Source organism: Nonomuraea sp. NPDC049152, from assembly GCF_040648355.1.
In the GTDB taxonomy this organism is placed as follows: domain Bacteria; phylum Actinomycetota; class Actinomycetes; order Streptosporangiales; family Streptosporangiaceae; genus Nonomuraea.
On record NZ_JBEZDO010000039.1, the window covers coordinates 1 to 16,948 of the forward strand.

General features: G+C 70.5%; 16 protein-coding genes and 1 pseudogene. 9 read left to right on the forward strand and 8 right to left on the reverse strand.

Annotated features, from left to right (window positions below; all coding sequences use genetic code 11):
* Positions 1-156: 156 nt before the first annotated feature.
* Complete coding sequence (locus AB0B45_RS44120; protein WP_358143812.1) at positions 157-1,218, forward strand: hypothetical protein; 1,062 nt, start codon at positions 157-159, stop codon at positions 1,216-1,218.
* 90 nt (positions 1,219-1,308) lie between these two features.
* Here the strand turns inward: AB0B45_RS44120 and AB0B45_RS44125 are convergent, their stop codons facing one another.
* The 3 genes and pseudogenes from AB0B45_RS44125 to AB0B45_RS44135 form a co-directional block, all read right to left on the reverse strand.
* Positions 1,309-1,626 (reverse strand): AMP-binding protein, encoded by a 318-nt coding sequence (locus AB0B45_RS44125; RefSeq protein ID WP_358143814.1) that lies wholly within the window; start codon positions 1,624-1,626, stop codon positions 1,309-1,311.
* A gap of 67 nt (positions 1,627-1,693) precedes the next feature.
* A pseudogene (locus AB0B45_RS44130) lies at positions 1,694-1,918 on the reverse strand (AMP-binding protein); the annotation flags it as partial.
* Positions 1,919-2,218: 300 nt separating this feature from the next.
* Positions 2,219-2,800, reverse strand: a complete 582-nt coding sequence (locus AB0B45_RS44135) for a TIGR03086 family metal-binding protein (RefSeq protein WP_358143816.1) — start codon at positions 2,798-2,800, stop codon at positions 2,219-2,221.
* Between the two features lie 63 nt (positions 2,801-2,863).
* On the opposite strand from AB0B45_RS44135, the gene AB0B45_RS44140 reads away from it, so the two are divergent.
* The gene (locus tag AB0B45_RS44140; RefSeq protein WP_358143818.1) at positions 2,864-3,607 is read left to right on the forward strand and encodes a helix-turn-helix domain-containing protein; all 744 of its coding nucleotides are present in this window, start codon (positions 2,864-2,866) and stop codon (positions 3,605-3,607) included.
* An 83-nt stretch (positions 3,608-3,690) separates the two neighbouring features.
* Positions 3,691-4,950: an acyltransferase gene (locus AB0B45_RS44145; RefSeq protein WP_358143819.1), complete on the forward strand. Its 1,260-nt coding sequence runs from the start codon at positions 3,691-3,693 to the stop codon at positions 4,948-4,950.
* A 37-nt stretch (positions 4,951-4,987) separates the two neighbouring features.
* On the opposite strand, the gene AB0B45_RS44150 is transcribed toward AB0B45_RS44145, so the two are convergent.
* Positions 4,988-6,040: a quinone-dependent dihydroorotate dehydrogenase gene (locus tag AB0B45_RS44150; protein WP_358143821.1), complete on the reverse strand. Its 1,053-nt coding sequence runs from the start codon at positions 6,038-6,040 to the stop codon at positions 4,988-4,990.
* An 11-nt stretch (positions 6,041-6,051) separates the two neighbouring features.
* Positions 6,052-6,711 carry a response regulator transcription factor gene (locus AB0B45_RS44155; protein ID WP_358143822.1) on the reverse strand — a complete coding sequence of 220 codons (660 nt, stop codon included), beginning with the start codon at positions 6,709-6,711 and terminating at the stop codon, positions 6,052-6,054.
* Positions 6,712-6,729: 18 nt separating this feature from the next.
* Here AB0B45_RS44155 and AB0B45_RS44160 point away from each other — a divergent pair, with 18 nt between their 5' ends.
* Positions 6,730-7,113: a tautomerase family protein gene (locus AB0B45_RS44160; protein ID WP_358143824.1), complete on the forward strand. Its 384-nt coding sequence runs from the start codon at positions 6,730-6,732 to the stop codon at positions 7,111-7,113.
* Here the strand turns inward: AB0B45_RS44160 and AB0B45_RS44165 are convergent.
* Positions 7,024-7,938, reverse strand: coding sequence for a DMT family transporter (locus tag AB0B45_RS44165; protein ID WP_358143825.1), 915 nt, complete (start codon positions 7,936-7,938; stop codon positions 7,024-7,026). The genes AB0B45_RS44160 and AB0B45_RS44165 overlap by 90 nt on opposite strands.
* Positions 7,939-8,011: 73 nt before the next feature.
* Here AB0B45_RS44165 and AB0B45_RS44170 point away from each other — a divergent pair, with 73 nt between their 5' ends.
* Positions 8,012-8,917, forward strand: coding sequence for a LysR family transcriptional regulator (locus AB0B45_RS44170; RefSeq protein WP_358143827.1), 906 nt, complete (start codon positions 8,012-8,014; stop codon positions 8,915-8,917).
* Here the strand turns inward: AB0B45_RS44170 and AB0B45_RS44175 are convergent.
* Complete coding sequence (locus tag AB0B45_RS44175; RefSeq protein WP_358143828.1) at positions 8,902-9,531, reverse strand: response regulator transcription factor; 630 nt, start codon at positions 9,529-9,531, stop codon at positions 8,902-8,904. The two genes, AB0B45_RS44170 and AB0B45_RS44175, sit on opposite strands and share 16 nt — an antisense overlap.
* Positions 9,522-10,559, reverse strand: coding sequence for a histidine kinase (locus tag AB0B45_RS44180; protein WP_358143830.1), 1,038 nt, complete (start codon positions 10,557-10,559; stop codon positions 9,522-9,524). Before AB0B45_RS44180 ends, AB0B45_RS44175 begins: the two co-directional genes overlap by 10 nt.
* Before the next feature lie 162 nt (positions 10,560-10,721).
* Here AB0B45_RS44180 and AB0B45_RS44185 point away from each other — a divergent pair, with 162 nt between their 5' ends.
* From AB0B45_RS44185 to AB0B45_RS44200, 4 genes are all read left to right on the forward strand, one after another.
* A complete protein-coding gene (locus AB0B45_RS44185) occupies positions 10,722-12,500 on the forward strand; it encodes a GTP-binding protein (protein ID WP_358143831.1) in 1,779 nt (592 codons plus the stop codon).
* Positions 12,501-12,845: 345 nt separating this feature from the next.
* Complete coding sequence (locus AB0B45_RS44190; RefSeq protein ID WP_358143832.1) at positions 12,846-14,192, forward strand: sugar transferase; 1,347 nt, start codon at positions 12,846-12,848, stop codon at positions 14,190-14,192.
* Between the two features lie 2 nt (positions 14,193-14,194).
* Positions 14,195-15,442: an O-antigen ligase family protein gene (locus tag AB0B45_RS44195; RefSeq protein ID WP_358143834.1), complete on the forward strand. Its 1,248-nt coding sequence runs from the start codon at positions 14,195-14,197 to the stop codon at positions 15,440-15,442.
* Positions 15,439-16,932 carry a lipid II flippase MurJ gene (locus AB0B45_RS44200; RefSeq protein WP_358143835.1) on the forward strand — a complete coding sequence of 498 codons (1,494 nt, stop codon included), beginning with the start codon at positions 15,439-15,441 and terminating at the stop codon, positions 16,930-16,932. The genes AB0B45_RS44195 and AB0B45_RS44200 overlap by 4 nt, the downstream gene beginning before the upstream one ends.
* The last annotated feature ends 16 nt before the right edge of the window (positions 16,933-16,948 follow it).

The following is a 16,948-nucleotide window of genomic DNA, read 5'->3' on the forward strand; positions in this document are numbered from 1 at the left end:
AGCCCACCGGCCCCGCAAGGCCGCCCTATGAGTTCAAGGGCGATCGTCAAGCATGTGGTGGGACGGAACCGTCAAGCATCACGTGGGTCTAGACAGGGTGTCCAGGGGCGGCGATCGTTGCCCATAGACTTCGGGGATCTTGGCGGAGGAGGAATGATGACAGGCAATCCCCTGTCGGCTGGGGTGTACCTGCTCGAACGTTGGCTGCCTGGCATCCAGGCGGTGATCGTCCGCGGCGAGGCGCCGGGCGAGCTCGACGAGGACTGGGCGGCGCTACCGTCCGTGGAGCGGGTGGCCCGGTACGGAGGGTTCCCCGGGACCTTTCCCGGCGGGGGAGACCGCCACCCGGTGTCTGTAGAGCGGTTCGAGATCAAGGACAAGCAGATGATGTTCGGTGCCCAGCGCGCTGCGGCGGGGTTCCCCGAAGCTGGTGCGGAGCGGGCTCTGGCGTTCCTGACCCCCGTCCTGGAGGCTGCCGCCGGCCCTCTGGATCGAAGGAAGCGGGCACTCGCCGCCTTCGTGGCCGGGATGCTGGTCGAGGGCAACGGCGACCTGCTGAGGATCGCGGTTGCCGCTGAGCCCGGCGGCTCTCCGCTGGACGACGAGGTCCACTTGCTGGTGCGGGGACGGCGGGGACACACCGCGCGACTGGCCGTGGTTCCCGCCGCGTCCGTGCCGCCGGAGGGTCGCGACGACCCGGAGTTCCATATCGCGTGCGTCACCACGTTGCTCAGCGAGTTCCTCTACATGAATAACAACAACCAGGTGACCTTCGAGGTGACCTTCGGATCCCATGCCCTCCCGGCCTCCGCTGATCCCGAGGCCGCCGACGCCGCCTTCCGTGCCGGACCGCCCCCGGGCGAGTGGGAGTTCGCCCAGACCCCCGAGGAGGAGGCGGCTGGCTTGCTCCGCCGACTGGCTGACGACGACCTGGAGGCCGTCCTGGCCGACTCCGAGAGCGCCATGATCCAGGACGCCTGGGGGCTCGCGGTGCACTGGGACGAATCACCACCGGAGGACCCCGGCGACCATCTCGTCCACTGGCTCTTCGGGGAGCTGCTCGACACCGTCCGTGCCGAGGTCACCGGCGACCCCGGCGGTGCGCTGCGGCTCGCCTACGGCGCGGGGCTGCCGCTGGAGCTGGCCGGCGATGGGGCCTGCCTTGTCCTGGTCGGCTCGAAGCGGACCGGCGTGATTGAGATCGACGACGGCTACTGACCGTGAGAGCGCATCTGCGGGCGAGCGGCCACATCAACTACGAGATCTAGGCCAGGTGGAAAGCATCAGCTGAGCCCGATCCGTCAAGCATCACCTGAAGGTTGACACGGGGCGGCGATCGTGGAAGCTGCCGTCCGTTGCCGGATGTTCTAGTCCATGCACGTCGCCGGGCCGGCGGCCGATCCAGTAGGCCGTCGTCAGGTGTCCCACCGGATAGGAGACCTGAGTGTGCTCAACGAGCTTGGGTCTGCTCGTGGTGCCCGAGGTGAAGTACAGCAGCAGCGGGTCCTCCGGCGCGGTGCCGGGGTGCGCCGCCGGGGACGCGGGAGCGGCATGGGCATCGCGATAGGCGGCCCAGCCCGACGGGGCGTCGCCCACGCCCGATCGTCGTGTAGTCCCCCCGCACATCGTCGAACTTGGCGGTGTCCACCGCGTTGGCGATCACGTATCGAGCGCCGCCCCTGTCGATGCGGTCCAGCAGGTCCGCGGGGCCCAGAGCGGTGGTGGCCGGCAGGATGACCGCGCCGAGCTTCATGACCGCCAGCATCGACTCCCACAGCTCGACCTGGTTGTTGAGCATGAGCATCACCCGGTCCCCTCGGGAGACGCCCTGCGCCGCGAGGAACGCCGCGACCTGGTCCGAGCGGCGAGCCATCTCGTCGAAGGTGTAGCGCGCCTCCGAACCGTCCTCTTCCACCACCCACAGCGCCGTCTGGTCGTTGCCGCGCGCGATCGCGTCGAACCAGTCGACCGCCCAGTTGAAGGGGGTCTGGAACCGCGGCCAGGCGAACTGCTCGACCGCCTCTGCATGGCGCCCGCTCAGGTCCAGCAGCAGGTCACGCGCCTTGAGATAGATCTCGGTGTTGCTGGTCGCGCCCTTGGCGGCAACTCCTCTCGACGGTTGCCACAAGCTACGACAGCAGTATCAGGCCTGGCACCCCCGAAAGAGGGAGATCGTCACCGCCTCGAACCCCCGGGAGACCAGGCCGGTGCGGCGGGGTCAGGGGGTCCAGGACGGGTCACGGCCGGTCAGGCCGAGCAGCCGGTCCAAGGCCGGCGCCGAGGCCCCGACCGGGACCTCGGGCCCGTAGATGCCCATCGCCCTCCCCTGCTCGGCGCTCTTCGCGACCTCCTCGTACACGTAGGCCATGAGGTCGTCGTCCCACGCGGGGCGCCGCCCTGTCGCCTGCGCCAGATCCCAGCCGTGGACGACCAGCTCGCCGATGATCATGCCGCCGACCAGCGACGCCGGCAGCTCCGTCGGTCCGCCCATGTGGGTCGTGCCCTCCCAGGCGGCCGGCCTGCTCCACGCGGCCACGACGCGCTCGACGTTCCCTTCGAGGGCGACCGCCCAGTCTCCCCCGGTGAGGTCCACGTCCGACTCCGCCTGCGCCGGTGGTGGCACCATTTCGCCACGCCCGGCCGCTTCGAGCGAGGGGCCCCAGAACAGCAGGTGGTTGACCAGCTTGCGCACGTCGTACTCCGCGCACGGGGTACGGGCGTCCAGCTGGTCGGGCTTGATATCGCGGATGATCTCCATCAAAGGTGCGGCCGCGCGGGCCATCAGTTCGTCGCCAGACATGACGCCCAAGAAAGCACATCGCCTGACAGGTGTCTTGAACAAACGCGACATAGGCTCGACCGCATGCCCAGGGACGCTCGCGAACTCTCCGGTGCGTGGACGCGGTTCCAGCGCCACTCCTTCCCGACCCCTTCGCCCGATCTGGCGCCGTTCGTGGAGCGTTACTGGGTGGTCTCATGGGAGTACGGCGAGCCGTACCGTCAGCTGATCGTGCCGTACCCGAACGTGCACCTGACCTTCCACGACGGCGGCGCGACGGTGCAAGGTGTCCGCAGCGGGCATCAGGTCAGGGTGCTGGCCGGGACGAGCGGTGTGTTCGGGGTGGCTTTCCGGCCCGGGGGCTTCCGGCCGTTCCTGCGGGCGCCCGTCTCGACGATCATGAACAGGTCGGTCGACGCGAGCCAGGTGTTCCCTGGCGCGCTGCCCGATCCTGTCGAGGTCGCGACGGTCGAGGACTTCCTGAGATCAGGGCTGCCCGAGCGCGACGCCAAGGTGGAGCGGGCCGCGGACGTCGTCGCGACGGTCATCGCCAACCCGGAGATCACCAGGGTCGACGCCTTGGCTCACCATCTCGGCACGAGCGTCAGGGAGCTGCAGCGGTTGTTCGCCGAGTACGTCGGCATCGGCCCGAAGTGGGTGATCCGCCGCTACCGGCTGCACGAGGTCACCGAGCGCTTGTCGCGCGGCGCGCTGATCGACTGGCCCGCGCTGGCGGCCGAGCTCGGGTACGCCGACCAGGCGCACTTCGTCAGGGACTTCAAAGACATGTTCGGCGAGTCCCCGACCTCGTACGCCGAGCGCTACTAGGGCGCGCAGCTTGGTTCTTACCGGTTTCAGCTCGGGGCGCAATCGCGGCAAGCATCTCATACGGCGCGTTAGGTTCGGCGGCCATGGTAGAGATCACGGGGGCCGGCACCACGATCGCCTCGGCGACGGCCGGCAGGCGCGTCGGCAGGCAGGGGTGGCTGGACGCGTTACGGGCTGTCGCCGCGTTGGTGGTCGTGTACGAGCACGCGCTCAATCCGCTGTTCCCCGAGCTGCGCGGCCTCACGGGGCCGTGGTTCAACGCCGGGATGTACGGCGTGATGGTGTTCTTCCTGGTCAGCGGCTATGTGGTGCCCGCGTCGCTGGAGCGCAGGGGCAGTGTGGCGGAGTTCTGGATCGGCCGCCTCTTCCGGCTCTACCCGTTGTGGACGGTGGCCGTCGCGGCCGCAGGGGTGCTGGCCGTCACGGGGGTGGACCCGATGCACGTGTGGCTGACGCAGCGGCCTGTGTCGGCGGTCGTCGGGCACGCCACGATGCTGCAGGACCTGCTGAACGTCCCCAACGTGATCAACGTGCTGTGGACGCTGTCGTACGAGATGGTCTTCTACTTCCTGGTCACGGCCCTGTACGTGGCCGGGTGGCAGCGGCGCAGCGCGGAGATCGGGTTCGGGTTCGCCGCCGTCGCGCTGCTCGCGGGCGGGCTGCTGCCCTCGATCCTGCTGTCGCACGGCGCGACGGCGACGCTCGCCCTCACACTGGGCGTGACCGTGCTGGGGGCGGGCGGTCTCGCGGGTGTGCTCAGCTCTCACGCCGTCGCACGGCGGGCGGGGGCGGCGGCGCTGGCCCTGATCGCGCTGGGTCTGCTGGCCGTCAACGGGCGCATCCCCGCGTGGCAGAGCATGTCCATCCTGGCCACCATGTTCGCCGGCACCGCGCTCTACCGGGCGCGATCAGGGGAGATCGGATGGCGCAGCGGCCTGCTGCTGTCCGGGTTCGTGCCCGTGGCGGCGGTCGGAGCGGGGATCTGGCACGGCCAGGAGTCTCCGTGGCCGTGGGTGAACGCCATCGTCGCCGCGTGGGCCACCTTCGCCGCCGGGATGCTGCTGGCGGACCGGGCGGTGCCCCGGTTCTGGGCATGGCTGGGCGTGGTCAGCTACTCGGTGTATCTCATCCACCCGATCCTGCTGGAAGTGGTCGACGGGCTGCTGCCCGACCCGCGCGAGGTCGCGTGGCCATACCGGGTGGGGCTGGGGGTGGTCGTGCTGGCGGTGCTGCTGGGCACGGCGGCGCTCACGTACCGGCTGGTGGAGGCTCCGGCGCAGCGGGCGGGCCGCCGGCTCTCCGCCCGGCTTCGGGAACGTCATGGAGACGCCCGGCGCGGGTGAGCCGACCGCCGACCGAAGCCCCTCGTCGTGTGGCGGGTCAGCGGGCGGTGCGGCCGATCAGGTCGGGGATCGTGGTGGCGTGGCGGCGGAGGCGCCTGGACAGCTGACGGTGGATGCGGGACGCCCACAGCGGCCCGCCGTAGATCATCCCCGTGTACCCCTGCACCAGCGTGGCTCCGGCGAGCAGGCGTTCCCACACGTCGTCCACGTCCTCGACGCCGCCGACGGACACCAGCGTCAGCCGGTCGCCGACACGCGCCCGCAGCCGACGCAGCACCTCGAGCGACCGCTCCTTCAGCGGCCGTCCGGACAGCCCGCCGGTCTCGCCCGCGTGCCTGATGGTGGTGTTGGTCGCGATGATCCCGTCGAGCCCCAGCTCCAGCGCCAGATCCGCGACCGCGTCGACGTCGGCGTCGGCCAGGTCCGGCGCGATCTTCACCAGCAGCGGCGTGCGGCGCGGCGTGGAGTCGGCGACCTCCTTGACCGCCGCGAGCAGCGGCCGCAGCAGCTCCACCGCCTGCAGGTTGCGCAACCCAGGCGTGTTGGGCGAGCTGACGTTCACCACGAGGTAGTCGGCCAGCGGCGCGAGCTCCTTGGCGCTGGTCACGTAGTCGGCCGCCGCCTCGGACTCCGGCACGACCTTGGTCTTGCCGATGTTGACCCCGACGACGACGGGCACACCTCTGGTACGGCGCAGCCTGCGGGCCGCCGCCTGGGCGCCCGCGTTGTTGAACCCCATCCTGTTGATGACCGCACGCTGCCCGAGGTCGCGGAACAGGCGGGGCCTGGGGTTGCCCGGCTGGGCGTGGGCGGTGATCGTGCCGACCTCCACATGCCCGAACCCGAAGGCCGACAGCGCCTCGGCGCAGGCCGCGTCCTTGTCGAACCCGGCGGCGAGCCCGAGCGGCCCGGGGAAGTGCACGCCGAAGGCCGTCACCCGCAGCGCGGGGTCGTTCGGCGCGAGGAGTCGGTGGAGCAGCCGCTTGAGCAGCGGCAACGTGGAGAGCAGCGCGAGCGCTCTGACGGTCGCGTGGTGCACGGCCTCGGCGTCGACCCGCCGCAAGACCTGCATGAACAGGAGTCGGTACATCAAGGACCAGGTTATCGGTCCTGGCTGACAAGGCCCGCTTCGTAGGCGACGATCGCGGCCTGGACCCTGTTGCGGACCTCCAGCCTGGTGAGGATCGCGCTGACGTACGCCTTGACGGTGCCTTCGACGATGAACAGCCGCCTGGCGATCTCGGCGTTGGACAGGCCCTGGCCGACCAGGGCGAGGACCTCCTTCTCGCGGTCGGTGAGCACCTCGATCCTGTCGCGGGCGTGCGCGCCACGTCCCATCCTGCCGCCGCTGATCTGGGTGATGACCCGCTGGGCGACCTTGGGCGAGAGGTAGGCGGCGCCGTCGGCGACGGCGTGGACGCCGGCGATGAGCTCGCGCGGGTCGCCCGCCTTGAGCAGGAAGCCGCTGGCGCCGACGTCGAGCGCCTTGGCGATGTAGTCGTCCTCGCCGAAGGTCGTGAGCATGATGACCGCCGTGCCGGGCGCCACCCTGCGGATCTCGGCGGCGGCGGCGAGGCCGTCGAGCTTGGGCATGCGGATGTCGAGCAGGGCGACGTCGGGCCGGTGGCTGATGGCGAGGTCGACGGCCTGCCTGCCGTCTCCGGCCTCCGCGACGACCTCGAAGGTCGGGTCGACGCTGAGGATCGCGCTGACCCCAGCTCTGATCATGGCCTCGTCATCGGCGAGGAGGATTCGTACCACCTCTGTATATTGCCCGACATGGCACAGGTGAAGATTTACGGTCGGCGTGCTGTGTGGGCGGGGCGGCAGCGGGAGGTCTCCGATTTGCTGCACGAGTGCGTCACGAAGGCGTGGGGGCTGCCGGAGGGCAAGCGGTTCCATCGCTTCCTGCTGCTCGACGCCGACGACCTGATCTGCCCGCAGCGGGGTGAGGCCTACCTCATCGTCGAGATCGTCTGTTTCACCGGTCGCAGCGACGACGCCAAGCGGGCGCTGATCCGCGAGGTGTTCGCCAAGGCGCCCGCGCTCGGGATCCCGACGGACGACCTGGAGCTAACGATCATTGAGATGCCCACTGTGAACTGGGGTATCAGGGGCGTTCCCGCCGATGAGCTGGCGTTGCCGTACAAAGTCGAGGTTTAGCCGCAGGACCAGCACCGCGGCCAGGACGGCGACACCGCCCGCGAGCTGGCCTGGCGTGAGGCTCTCGCCGTACACGAGGGAGGTGGACACGAGCGTGACCACCGGCTCCGCGCACGACAGGATGGCCGCGGTCGGCGCGCCGAGCAGCCGCACGCCCACGAACAGGGTCGCCATGGCCAGCACGGTTGAGATGAGGCCGAGCAGGCCCGTCCACAGCCAACCCTCGGCCGTGCCGGGCAGCTGGAAGCCTCCGGCGAAGCCCATGGTGATCGCGGCGGCGGTGCAGACGATGGCCGACAGCAGGTAGACGTCCACGTCGGCGGGCAGGCCGTCGGCGACGGTGAGGTAGATCGAGTAGGCGACGGCCGCGCCGAGGGCGAGCAGCACACCCGTGGTCCCGCCCTCGGACACGCCGCCGAGGCCGAGCAGGAGCACCAGGCCCACGGCCGAGCAGCCGAGGGCGGCGAGCTTGCGCCGGTCGAGCGACTCCCTGCGCAGGGCGACGGCCAGAGCGGTCACCAGGGCGGGGAAGGTGTAGAGGAGGAGCGCGGCCAGCGAGGCGTCGATCCTGGCGACGGCGCCGAAGTAGCACAGCGCCTGTACGGCGTAGCCGATGCCGCCGAGTCCTACGGCGGTGAAGAGCACCTTCGACGTGGGGAGAGCGGGCCTGCGCCACGCGCACACGGCCCACAGCACGACGGCGGCGATGACGAACCTGCCGGTCAGCATCTCCGTCACGCTCACGCCCGACTGGTAGGCCCCCTTGGCGAAGATCGGCGACAGTCCGAACCCCACCGCGGAGACCAGGCACCACAGCACTCCCATGGCGATCAACCTAGGCAGTCCTGAGCCATCGAGGTAGCCTTGCTTTCCTTGGCGATCCAAAGGAAATGCCTATATGACCACGCTGCACCAGCTGCGCTGCTTCCTCGCCACCTTCGAGCAGGGCTCGTTCACCGCGGCCGCCGGCTCCCTCGGCTACGCCCAGCCGTCCGTCTCCGAGCAGGTGCGGCTGCTGGAGCAACATCTCGACGTGACCCTGTTCCTCCGCGTCGGCAGGGGCGTCGTCCCGACGGAGGCCGCGCTGGCGCTCCGCCCGCACGCGCTGGCCGCCATCGCCTCGGTCGACGAGGCGGGCAGGGCGGTGGCCGCGGTCCGCGAGGTGCTGACGGGCACGGTACGCCTGGGCCTGTTCGGCACGGCCCGCTTCTACCTGGGCGCCGACCTGGTGGCCGACGTCCTCGAACGCCACCCCGGCGTGCGCGTCGAGCTGATCGGCCAGAACTCGGCCGAGGTGCTCGACCATGTCCGCAGGGGCAGGCTGGAGGCGGCGGTCGCGGCCGTACCCGTCGCCGACGAGGGCCTGTCGGTGACGCCGGTGATGCGCGACGAGCTGGTCTTCGTCAGCACCGAGCCGTCGGGCCCCGTGACGCCCGAGCAGCTGGCCACGCGCCCGCTCGTGCTGCCGAACGTCAGCTGGCGCGAGGAGGACGCCACCCGCCGCACGCTCACCAGCACCGTGCAGGCCGCCGGCCACGTGCTGCGGCCGAGGGTGGAGGTGGAGGATCCGGAGATGGCGCTGGAGATCGCGGCGCGCGGCCTGGCGGCGACGGTGACGTGGCGCGGCGTGCTGCACAGACTGGCCGACCGCATGCCGGGCAACCTGCGGTGGGCGCCGCTGGATCCGCCGCTGCACGACACGTTCGCGATCGTGCACGGGCCGGCGCTCTCCCCCGCCACGCGCATGGTGCTGGAGCTGGCCTCGGCCAGGATGCGCGCGCTGGAGGCTCAGGTCCGCAGGTAGGCGAGGACGGCCAGCACCCTGCGGTGCCCGTCGGCGGCGGGCGGCAGGTCGAGTTTGGTGAAGATGTTGGCGATGTGCTTGGCCACGGCGGCGTCGGTGACGACCAGCTCGCGGGCGATGGCGGCGTTGGCGCGGCCCTCGGCGATCAGTCCGAGCACCTCCAGTTCCCTGGGCGTGAGGCGCTGGAGCGGGTCGCGCCTGCGGCCGAGCAGCTGCCTCACGACCTCGGGGTCGACGACCATCCCGCCCCTGGCGACGCGTTCCAGCGCGTCGACGAACTCGGTGACCTCGCCGATCCTGTCCTTGAGCAGGTAGCCGACGCCTTCGCCCGCGTCCATGAGCTCGGCGGCGTAGGTCTGCTCGACGTACTGGCTGAGCACGAGCACGGGCAGGCCCTTCGCGCGCAGCTCCAGCGCCGCTCTGAGTCCTTCGTCGGTGAAGCCGGGCGGCATCCGCACGTCGGTGACGGCGATGTCGGGCTGATGCTCGACGACCGCCTCGACCAGCGCCGTGGCGTCGCCGACGGCCGCCACCACCTTGTGCCCGAACCTTTCCAGCAGGCCGACCACACCCTCGCGCAGCAGCACGGCGTCCTCGGCGATCACTACCCGCACGGGATCTCCACTCGCATCGTCGTCGGCCCGCCCGCCGGACTGAACACCGACAGTCTGCCGCCCACGACCGCGAGCCTGTCGGCCAGCCCCGTCAGCCCCGTGCCCTTGGCGGGGTCGGCGCCGCCCACCCCGTCGTCGCTGATCTCCATGACCAGCCCGTCGCGCGCTCTGATCAGCACGGTGGTGGCCTGGCTGTGCCTGGCGACGTTGGCCAGCGCCTCGGCGACGACGAAGTAGGCCGTCGCCTCGATCGGCTCGGGCAGCCGTTCCAGGTCCGCCTCGACCTCCACGGGGATCGGCGAGCGGGAGGCCACCTCCCTGATGGCCGCGGCCAGCCCCCTGTCGGTCAGCACCCGGGGATGCACGCCCCTGATCAGCTCGCGCAGCTCGGCCAGCGCCTGCTTGGCCTCCTCGTGCGCCCTGGCCACCTGTTCCGCGGCGGGCGAGCCCTCAGGCAGGTCCAGCTTGGCCAGGCCGAGCCGCATCGACAGCGCGACGAGCCGCTGCTGCGCGCCGTCGTGCAGGTCCCGCTCGATCCTGCGCCGCTCCGCCTCGAAGGCGTCGACCAGCCTGGCCCTTGAGGCCACGATCTCCTCCAGCCTGCGCGGCTCCAGCTGCGACCTGACCATCAGGACGCGCGCCCTGCCCCACATGATCAGGACGTAGATCCCGACGGGGACCAGCACGACCCCCGCCACGGACGCCACGATGGCCGGGCCCAGGTCCTCCTGTACGGCAGGCGAGATGATCAGCACGATCGGCCCTCCGACGGTGAACGCGATCATCACCAGGTCGATCCACCACAGCGCCGCCAGCGAGACGAGCCCGAGCCCCAGCTCGCGCCGCCGGTTCCTGGCGACGGACCCGGGATCGGCCCACCGCAGCCGCCACAGCTCGAACCACGCCACCAGCGGTACGGCGGGCACGGCCAGCAGCACGGCGAACGGCGTCTCGAACGCCGCCACGGCGATCGCCACCGCGACCACGCCGGGGACCACGCCGGCCAGGAGGTACAGCAGAGCTCTCACCCAGGCATTGTGACGGCCTCGCCGTACGCGGAGAAAAACCGTTCGACGTGGAGGGACGGGCGACGGCACGATGGAGGCCCCACGAACCTCGGGAGGACCAGATGCGGCAGAGCCTCGCGGCAACCCAGCGTCCTGTCCTTCCTACCGAGGTTCCACGCATCCATGACCACCCTGAACATCGGCGTGCTCGCGCACGTCGACGCGGGTAAGACCAGCCTCACCGAACGACTGCTCTTCGACTCGGGCGCCATCCGCAGGCTCGGCAGCGTCGACGGCGGAGACACCCAGACCGACACCGGCGCGATCGAGCGCCGCCGCGGCATCACCATCCGCTCGGCCGTCGCCTCCTTCACCGTCGGCGACCTGCGGGTCAACCTCATCGACACCCCTGGCCACGCCGACTTCGTCGCCGAGGTGGAGCGGGCGCTCGGCGTGCTCGACGGCGCGATCCTGGTGATCTCGGCGGTCGAGGGCATCCAGGCGCAGACCAGGGTCCTGCTGAAGACCCTGAGGAAGATGCGGCTGCCCACGCTCCTGTTCATCAACAAGATCGACAGGATGGGCGCGCTCCAGCGCGACATCCTCGCGGGCCTGCCCGCCGTCGCCGTGAACCGGGTACGGCAGGGCCGCGTCGTCTCCGTGCCCATCGACGCCGAGGCGCTGGCCGACCACGACGACGCGCTGCTGGAGGCGCTCGTCGAGGGGCGGACCCCGAGTCACGACGAGCTGATCAAGACGCTGGCCGCGCAGACGGCCGCCTGCCGGGTCTACCCGGTCTTCCACGGGTCGGCGATCGGCGGCCACGGCGTGGCCGAGCTCCTCACCGGCATCCGCGACCTGTTGCCTGTGCCCGTTGCGAGAGACGAGGGACTCAAGGGCACGATCTTCGCCGTGGAGCGCGACCAGGCCGGGCGGAAGGTCGCCTACCTGCGGCTGTTCTCCGGCGAGGTGCGCCCGCGGCAGAAGCTGGACTCGGGCCAGATCACCGCGCTGCGCGTCGTCGGCTCGGCCGAGGAGGCCACGCTGACCCCGGGCAACATCGCCAGGCTCTGGGGCTTGCACGGCGCCAGGGTCGGCGACCGGCTGTCCGACGAGGGAAGCGAGACTCCTTCCTTCGCGCCGCCCGGCCTGGAGACCGTCGTGCGGGCCGTCGACCCGGCCGACGCCGCCCGCCTGCACTCGGCTCTGTTGTGGATGGCCGAGCAGGACCCGCTCATCAGCACCCGCGCCCTGCCGGGCGGCGGCTCGTCCGTGCAGCTCTACGGCGAGGTTCAGAAGGAGGTGCTGGCCGAGCGGCTGCGCGACGAGTTCGGCGTCGAGGCCGTCTTCGCCGACAGCACGCCCGTCTATCTCGAGAGGCCGACCGGCGTCGGCGCCGACTGGTCGGAGATGGACAGGCACAACGACCATCACTTCTGGGCCACCGTCGGCCTGCGCATCGAGCCGGGCGAGGGCTACACGTTCAGGCGCGAGGTTGAGCTGGGCTCGCTGCCGCACAGCTTCAACCAGGCGATCGAGGACACCGTCCGTACCACCCTCCGCGAGGGCTTGTACGGCTGGCCCGTCATCGACTGTACGGTCACGCTGACCAGGACGGGTTACGACTCGCCCGTCACCACCGCGGCCGACTTCCGCGGCCTGACCGCGATCGTGCTGAGGTCGGCGCTGTCCCGGGCGGGCACGCGGGTCTTCGAGCCGTGCCACGCCTTCGAGGTGGAGTTCCCCGCCGAGGCGTTCGGCCAGGTCACCGCCAAGCTGACCGCGCTGGGCGCGGAGCTGGCCGACACCTCGCCCACGCTGGTCACGGGGTCGCTGCCCGCTCGCCTGGCGAACGAGGCGAAGCGCCACCTTCCGGGCCTGACGGGCGGCATGGGCGTGTGGTGGTCAAGACCGTCGGGCGACCGCCCGATATCGGGAAGGATTATGCCAGCTCGATTTTAGGCGCGCTATCACCCTCGAATAAGCACATTTCCCCAATCGGGGTCGGTACCTGCCGGCCCCGATTGGCATTCCCGCACCAATAAACGCGGAACCGGTATTTCTACGGCCAACGTACAACCAATGAATCTTGCCCACCAATCTGCCGTTTGCCCTGCCCAGCTAGGGAATCAGTCATTGTCGAGAGGCTACGATCAAGGTGTTTGTTAAGGGACTTCTCGCGCATTGCAGAGGCAAATCTAGCGTCTCACCATTAGCAGGGACAAATTACACATATATGCCACCGGTGATCTTAAACCGGATTAAGTCGGACATGCCCGACTTAAGGTAATTAATTCCGGAGAAATGATGGCTGTACCTGTAAGGGATAACCGCCATGCCGAGGAGTGGGCGGGGCACCGGAGGCCGTGGCACCGGACGGCCGTCCAGCCACTCGGCCTGGTCGTCATGGACCTGGTGTGCATGACCTTCACCTCGCTGATGGCTGGGCAGGAGGCCGCGCGCGTCGCCCTCGCAGCGGTGCTGATCGTGGCGTTGAACGCGGTGGGCCGCGGCTACGAGCCGCGAGTTCTGCCATCGAGCCTCGACAGGGGGTTCTGGCTGGCCGGATCTGGGCTCGTCGCGGCGCTCGCCGCCTTCTGGGGAAGCGCGTCGCCGGCGGTGGTCGGTCTGTCCTGCCTGCTGTTCACCTTCCTGGCCTTCTGCGGCAGATGCGTGTTCCACGCGGCGGTGCGCGGCGCGCGCAGGCGCGGCGCCACGGCCCAAGCCGTGATCGTCGGCGCCGGACGGCACGGGCAGCGCCTCGCCGTCGCCCTGCTCGGCCACCCCGAGTACGGCCTGCTGCCGGTCGGCTTCGTCGACGAGGGAGAGGACCAAGACTCGCCGCTGCCGGTACTCGGCCGGCCCGCCGACCTTCGCGAGATCGTCAGCACTCACGGGGCGCGCACGGTGGTCATCACGGGCCAGAACCAGGCCACGGCGAGGACGGCCAGGTCGCTGGGCTGCGAGGTCTATCTCGCGCCAGAGCCGGGCGACGTGCTCGTCGACTTCGTCCCGCTGCGCGAACACGTCAGGAGCTTCGCGCTCCTGCGTATGCGTCCCGACCCGCAGGCCCGCCTGAGCTGGCCGCTCAAGCGGGTCCTCGACGTCGCGGTCGCCGTGGTGGGCCTGGTGGTCAGCGCGCCGATCATGGCCGTGTGCGCGACGGTGGTCCGCTGGGAGATCGGCCCAGGCGTGCTGTTCAGGCAGCGCAGGGTCGGCTACGGCGGCACCCCGATCGAGCTGATCAAGCTGCGCACGCTCAAGCCCGTGGACGCCCACGAGTCGGCGACCCGCTGGAGCATCGCCGACGACGATCGGCTCGGTCCCGCGGGCAGGACCCTGCGCAGGACCTCGCTCGACGAGCTGCCCCAGCTCTGGAACGTGCTGAAGGGTGACATGAGCATCGTCGGCCCGAGGCCGGAACGCCCCTATTTCGTCGACCAGTTCTCCAGCACCACGCCGGGCTACAACCTGCGGCACCGGGTGCCCGTGGGGATCACCGGCTGGGCCCAGATCCACGGGCTGCGCGGTGACACCTCGATCGAGGACAGGGCCCGCTTCGACAACCACTACATCGACGACTGGTCGTTCAGAGCCGACCTCAAGATCCTGCTCAGGACCGCGTGGTCAATGCTTCGCCCTGGTGGCAGTTAGGAATGCGCGACCTGCCTCTCGGAAGCCTGATCCGCAGGCCGAGCATCCTGGCCGCCCTGACCGTCCTGCTGACCTGTCTTCCGTCCGACCAGGCCGACCAGGCCTCGGCCGTCCACATCACCGTGGCCGACGTGGCTTCGGTGGTGCTGATCATTGCCGCAGCGGCCTGCCTCCTCGCGAGTCGCAGGCCGCTGCCCAGGCGCGCGCTGGTGCTCGCACCCGTGGTGGTCGCGGCCACGATCGCGACGCTGGCCTCCCCCGACCTGGTCACCAGCCTGCCCGGCCACATCCGGTACCTCCAGGTCTTCGTGCTCATCCCGCTGGCCGTCCTGGTGACGCTGCGCGACAGGGTCGACGCGTGGCTGGTGGGCGGCGCGCTGGTGGCCGCCGCCGGCGTACAGGGGGCCGTCGGCTTCTACCAGGTGCTCACGGGAACGGGCGCCTCCTACGGGGGCGAGCGGGTGCGGGCCGTGGGCACGTTCGGCGCGCTCGACGTCATGGGCATGGCGACGGTGGTCAGTTACGGCGCGATCATCCTGCTCGGGGCGGGGCTAACCATGCGCGGCCGGCCGAGGATCGCCACGCTGGCGGGCGCGGGCGTGCTGGCCGTTCCCCTGGTGCTGTCGCTGAGCCGCGGCGCCTGGGTGGCGCTGGCGTGCGCCGCGCTGCTCATACTCGTCATGTACGGCACGCGCACCGCGGCCCGCGTAGTCATGGTGACGTCGGCGGGAGTGATCCTGCTGGTGCTCGGGGCCGGCGTCGGCTCGGACACCATCGGGCAGCGGCTCGCCTCGATCACCTCGTCCGTCACCCAGCCCGACCAGTCGGTGAGCGACCGCTACGACCTGTGGCGGACGGCCGAGGGGATGTGGCAGGACCACCCGCTGACCGGCGTGGGCCCGCGCAGGTTCGCCGCGCTGCGCGACAGCTACGCGCCGACGGGGCTGTCTTCGGGCAGCGACACCGACGATCCCGTCAACGGGTACCAGCGCCAGCCACTGCTGTCGCCGCACAACATGTATCTCCTGGTGCTCAGCGAGCAGGGCCTGCTCGGGCTGGTCGCCTTCGTGTTCCTGCTCGGGGCGCTTTTGCTGTGGTCGGTCGCGTATGGGGGGCTGGTCGTCAGCGGGCTGCTGACCTGGCTGATCGTCGACTTCGCCTACTCCGACATCGGCGGCGCGCCGACACTGGTCACGGCCTTGGTGCTGGGTTTCGCGCTGTCCTGGGCCTCGGGTGGGTGGGCGCTGTGACGAGAACCTCGCCAGGGCTGAAGGCCGCGAGCGTCACCGCGCTGCTCATCGGAGTCGGCTTCCTGCTCGGCTTCGGCCGCGACCTGCTGCTCGCCAGGACCTACGGCGCCGACTCGGGCACTGACGCCTTCCTCGTGGCGTGGATGGTGCCGGAGACCGCGGCGCCGCTGCTGATCGAGGGCGCCATGGCCTTCCTGATGGTCCCGCTGTTCAGCAGGGCGGCGGAGCTGGGCGACGACGTCAGGCACCTGATCTCCGCGACCCTGCCGCACATGAGCGTCGCGCTGACGGCGCTGAGCGTGGCGACGGCGGTGGGCGCGCCATGGCTGGTCGACCTCCTGGCTCCGGGCATCGCGGACGCCGAGCTCGCCGTGCGCTGCATGCGCTTCACCTCCGTCACGATCCTGATGTTCGGGCTGGCCGGATACGCGAGCGCGGCGCTGCGCGCCCACCACGTATTCGGGCCGCCCGCGACCGTGACCGTGGCGTACAACCTGGGCATCGTCGCGTGCGTCGGGTGCTTCCACGATCTCGGCGTGTCCGCCGCGGCGGTGGGCGTGGCGATCGGCGGGGTGGGCATGGTGCTGATCCAGGCTCCCGCGTTCGTCCGCAGGCTCGGGCTGCCGCGCAGGCCCACGAGCACGATGCTGCTGCCGCTCGGAGCGTTCTTCCCCGTCGCGGCCTTCACCCTCGAACGTCAGGGCCAGGTGTTCGTCGAGCGGTTCGTCGGATCGTCGCTCGTCGAGGGCTCCATCTCCCACCTCAACTACGCCCAGAAGATCGCCCAGGTGCCGATGATGCTGTCGCTGGTCGTCGCCACCGTGAGCTTCCCTCATCTGGTGCGCGCCATCGCGGCGGGCGACGGCACCGCCGCGTGGCGGAGGCTGACCGACGACCTGCTGGCCGCCGCCGCGATCGTGCTGCTGGCCACCGCGGTCCTGGTGGTGTGCGCGCCCGACATCGTGCGGGTACTGCTGCAGCACGGCGCGTTCACCGACGCCGACACCGCCGCCACCGCCGACATCATGCGGCTCTACTCACTCGGCCTGCTCGGACAGGCCGTCGTCGGCGTCGTGTGCAGGGTGTACTTCTGCGGATCGCGCCCGAGCTGGTATCCGGCCATGGCGATGGTCGCGGGCCTCGCCGCCACGATCGCGCTGGCCATTCCGTCGTCCGAAGCCGCGGGGATCGCCGCGGCCAACGCGGCGGGCATCACCCTGACCGCGGTGATCCTGCTCGCCGGGCTGCGTGGCTCGGCTATCGGCATGCCGGTACGCGAGATCGCCAGGCCGGCCGCCCGCCTGCTCCTTGCCGCCGCGGTCGCCGCCGCGACCGGATGGGGCACACGTTCGGTGTTGGAAGGGCTGCTGCCATCGGCGGCGGCCCTCGTGCTCGCCGCGATCGCGATGGCCGCGGCGTTCTGCGCAGTGACAGCACTCACAGGAACAAAGGAGTTCCACAGGATGATCAGGATGCGAGGTCGCTCGTGACCGCAATGCCGCTCGT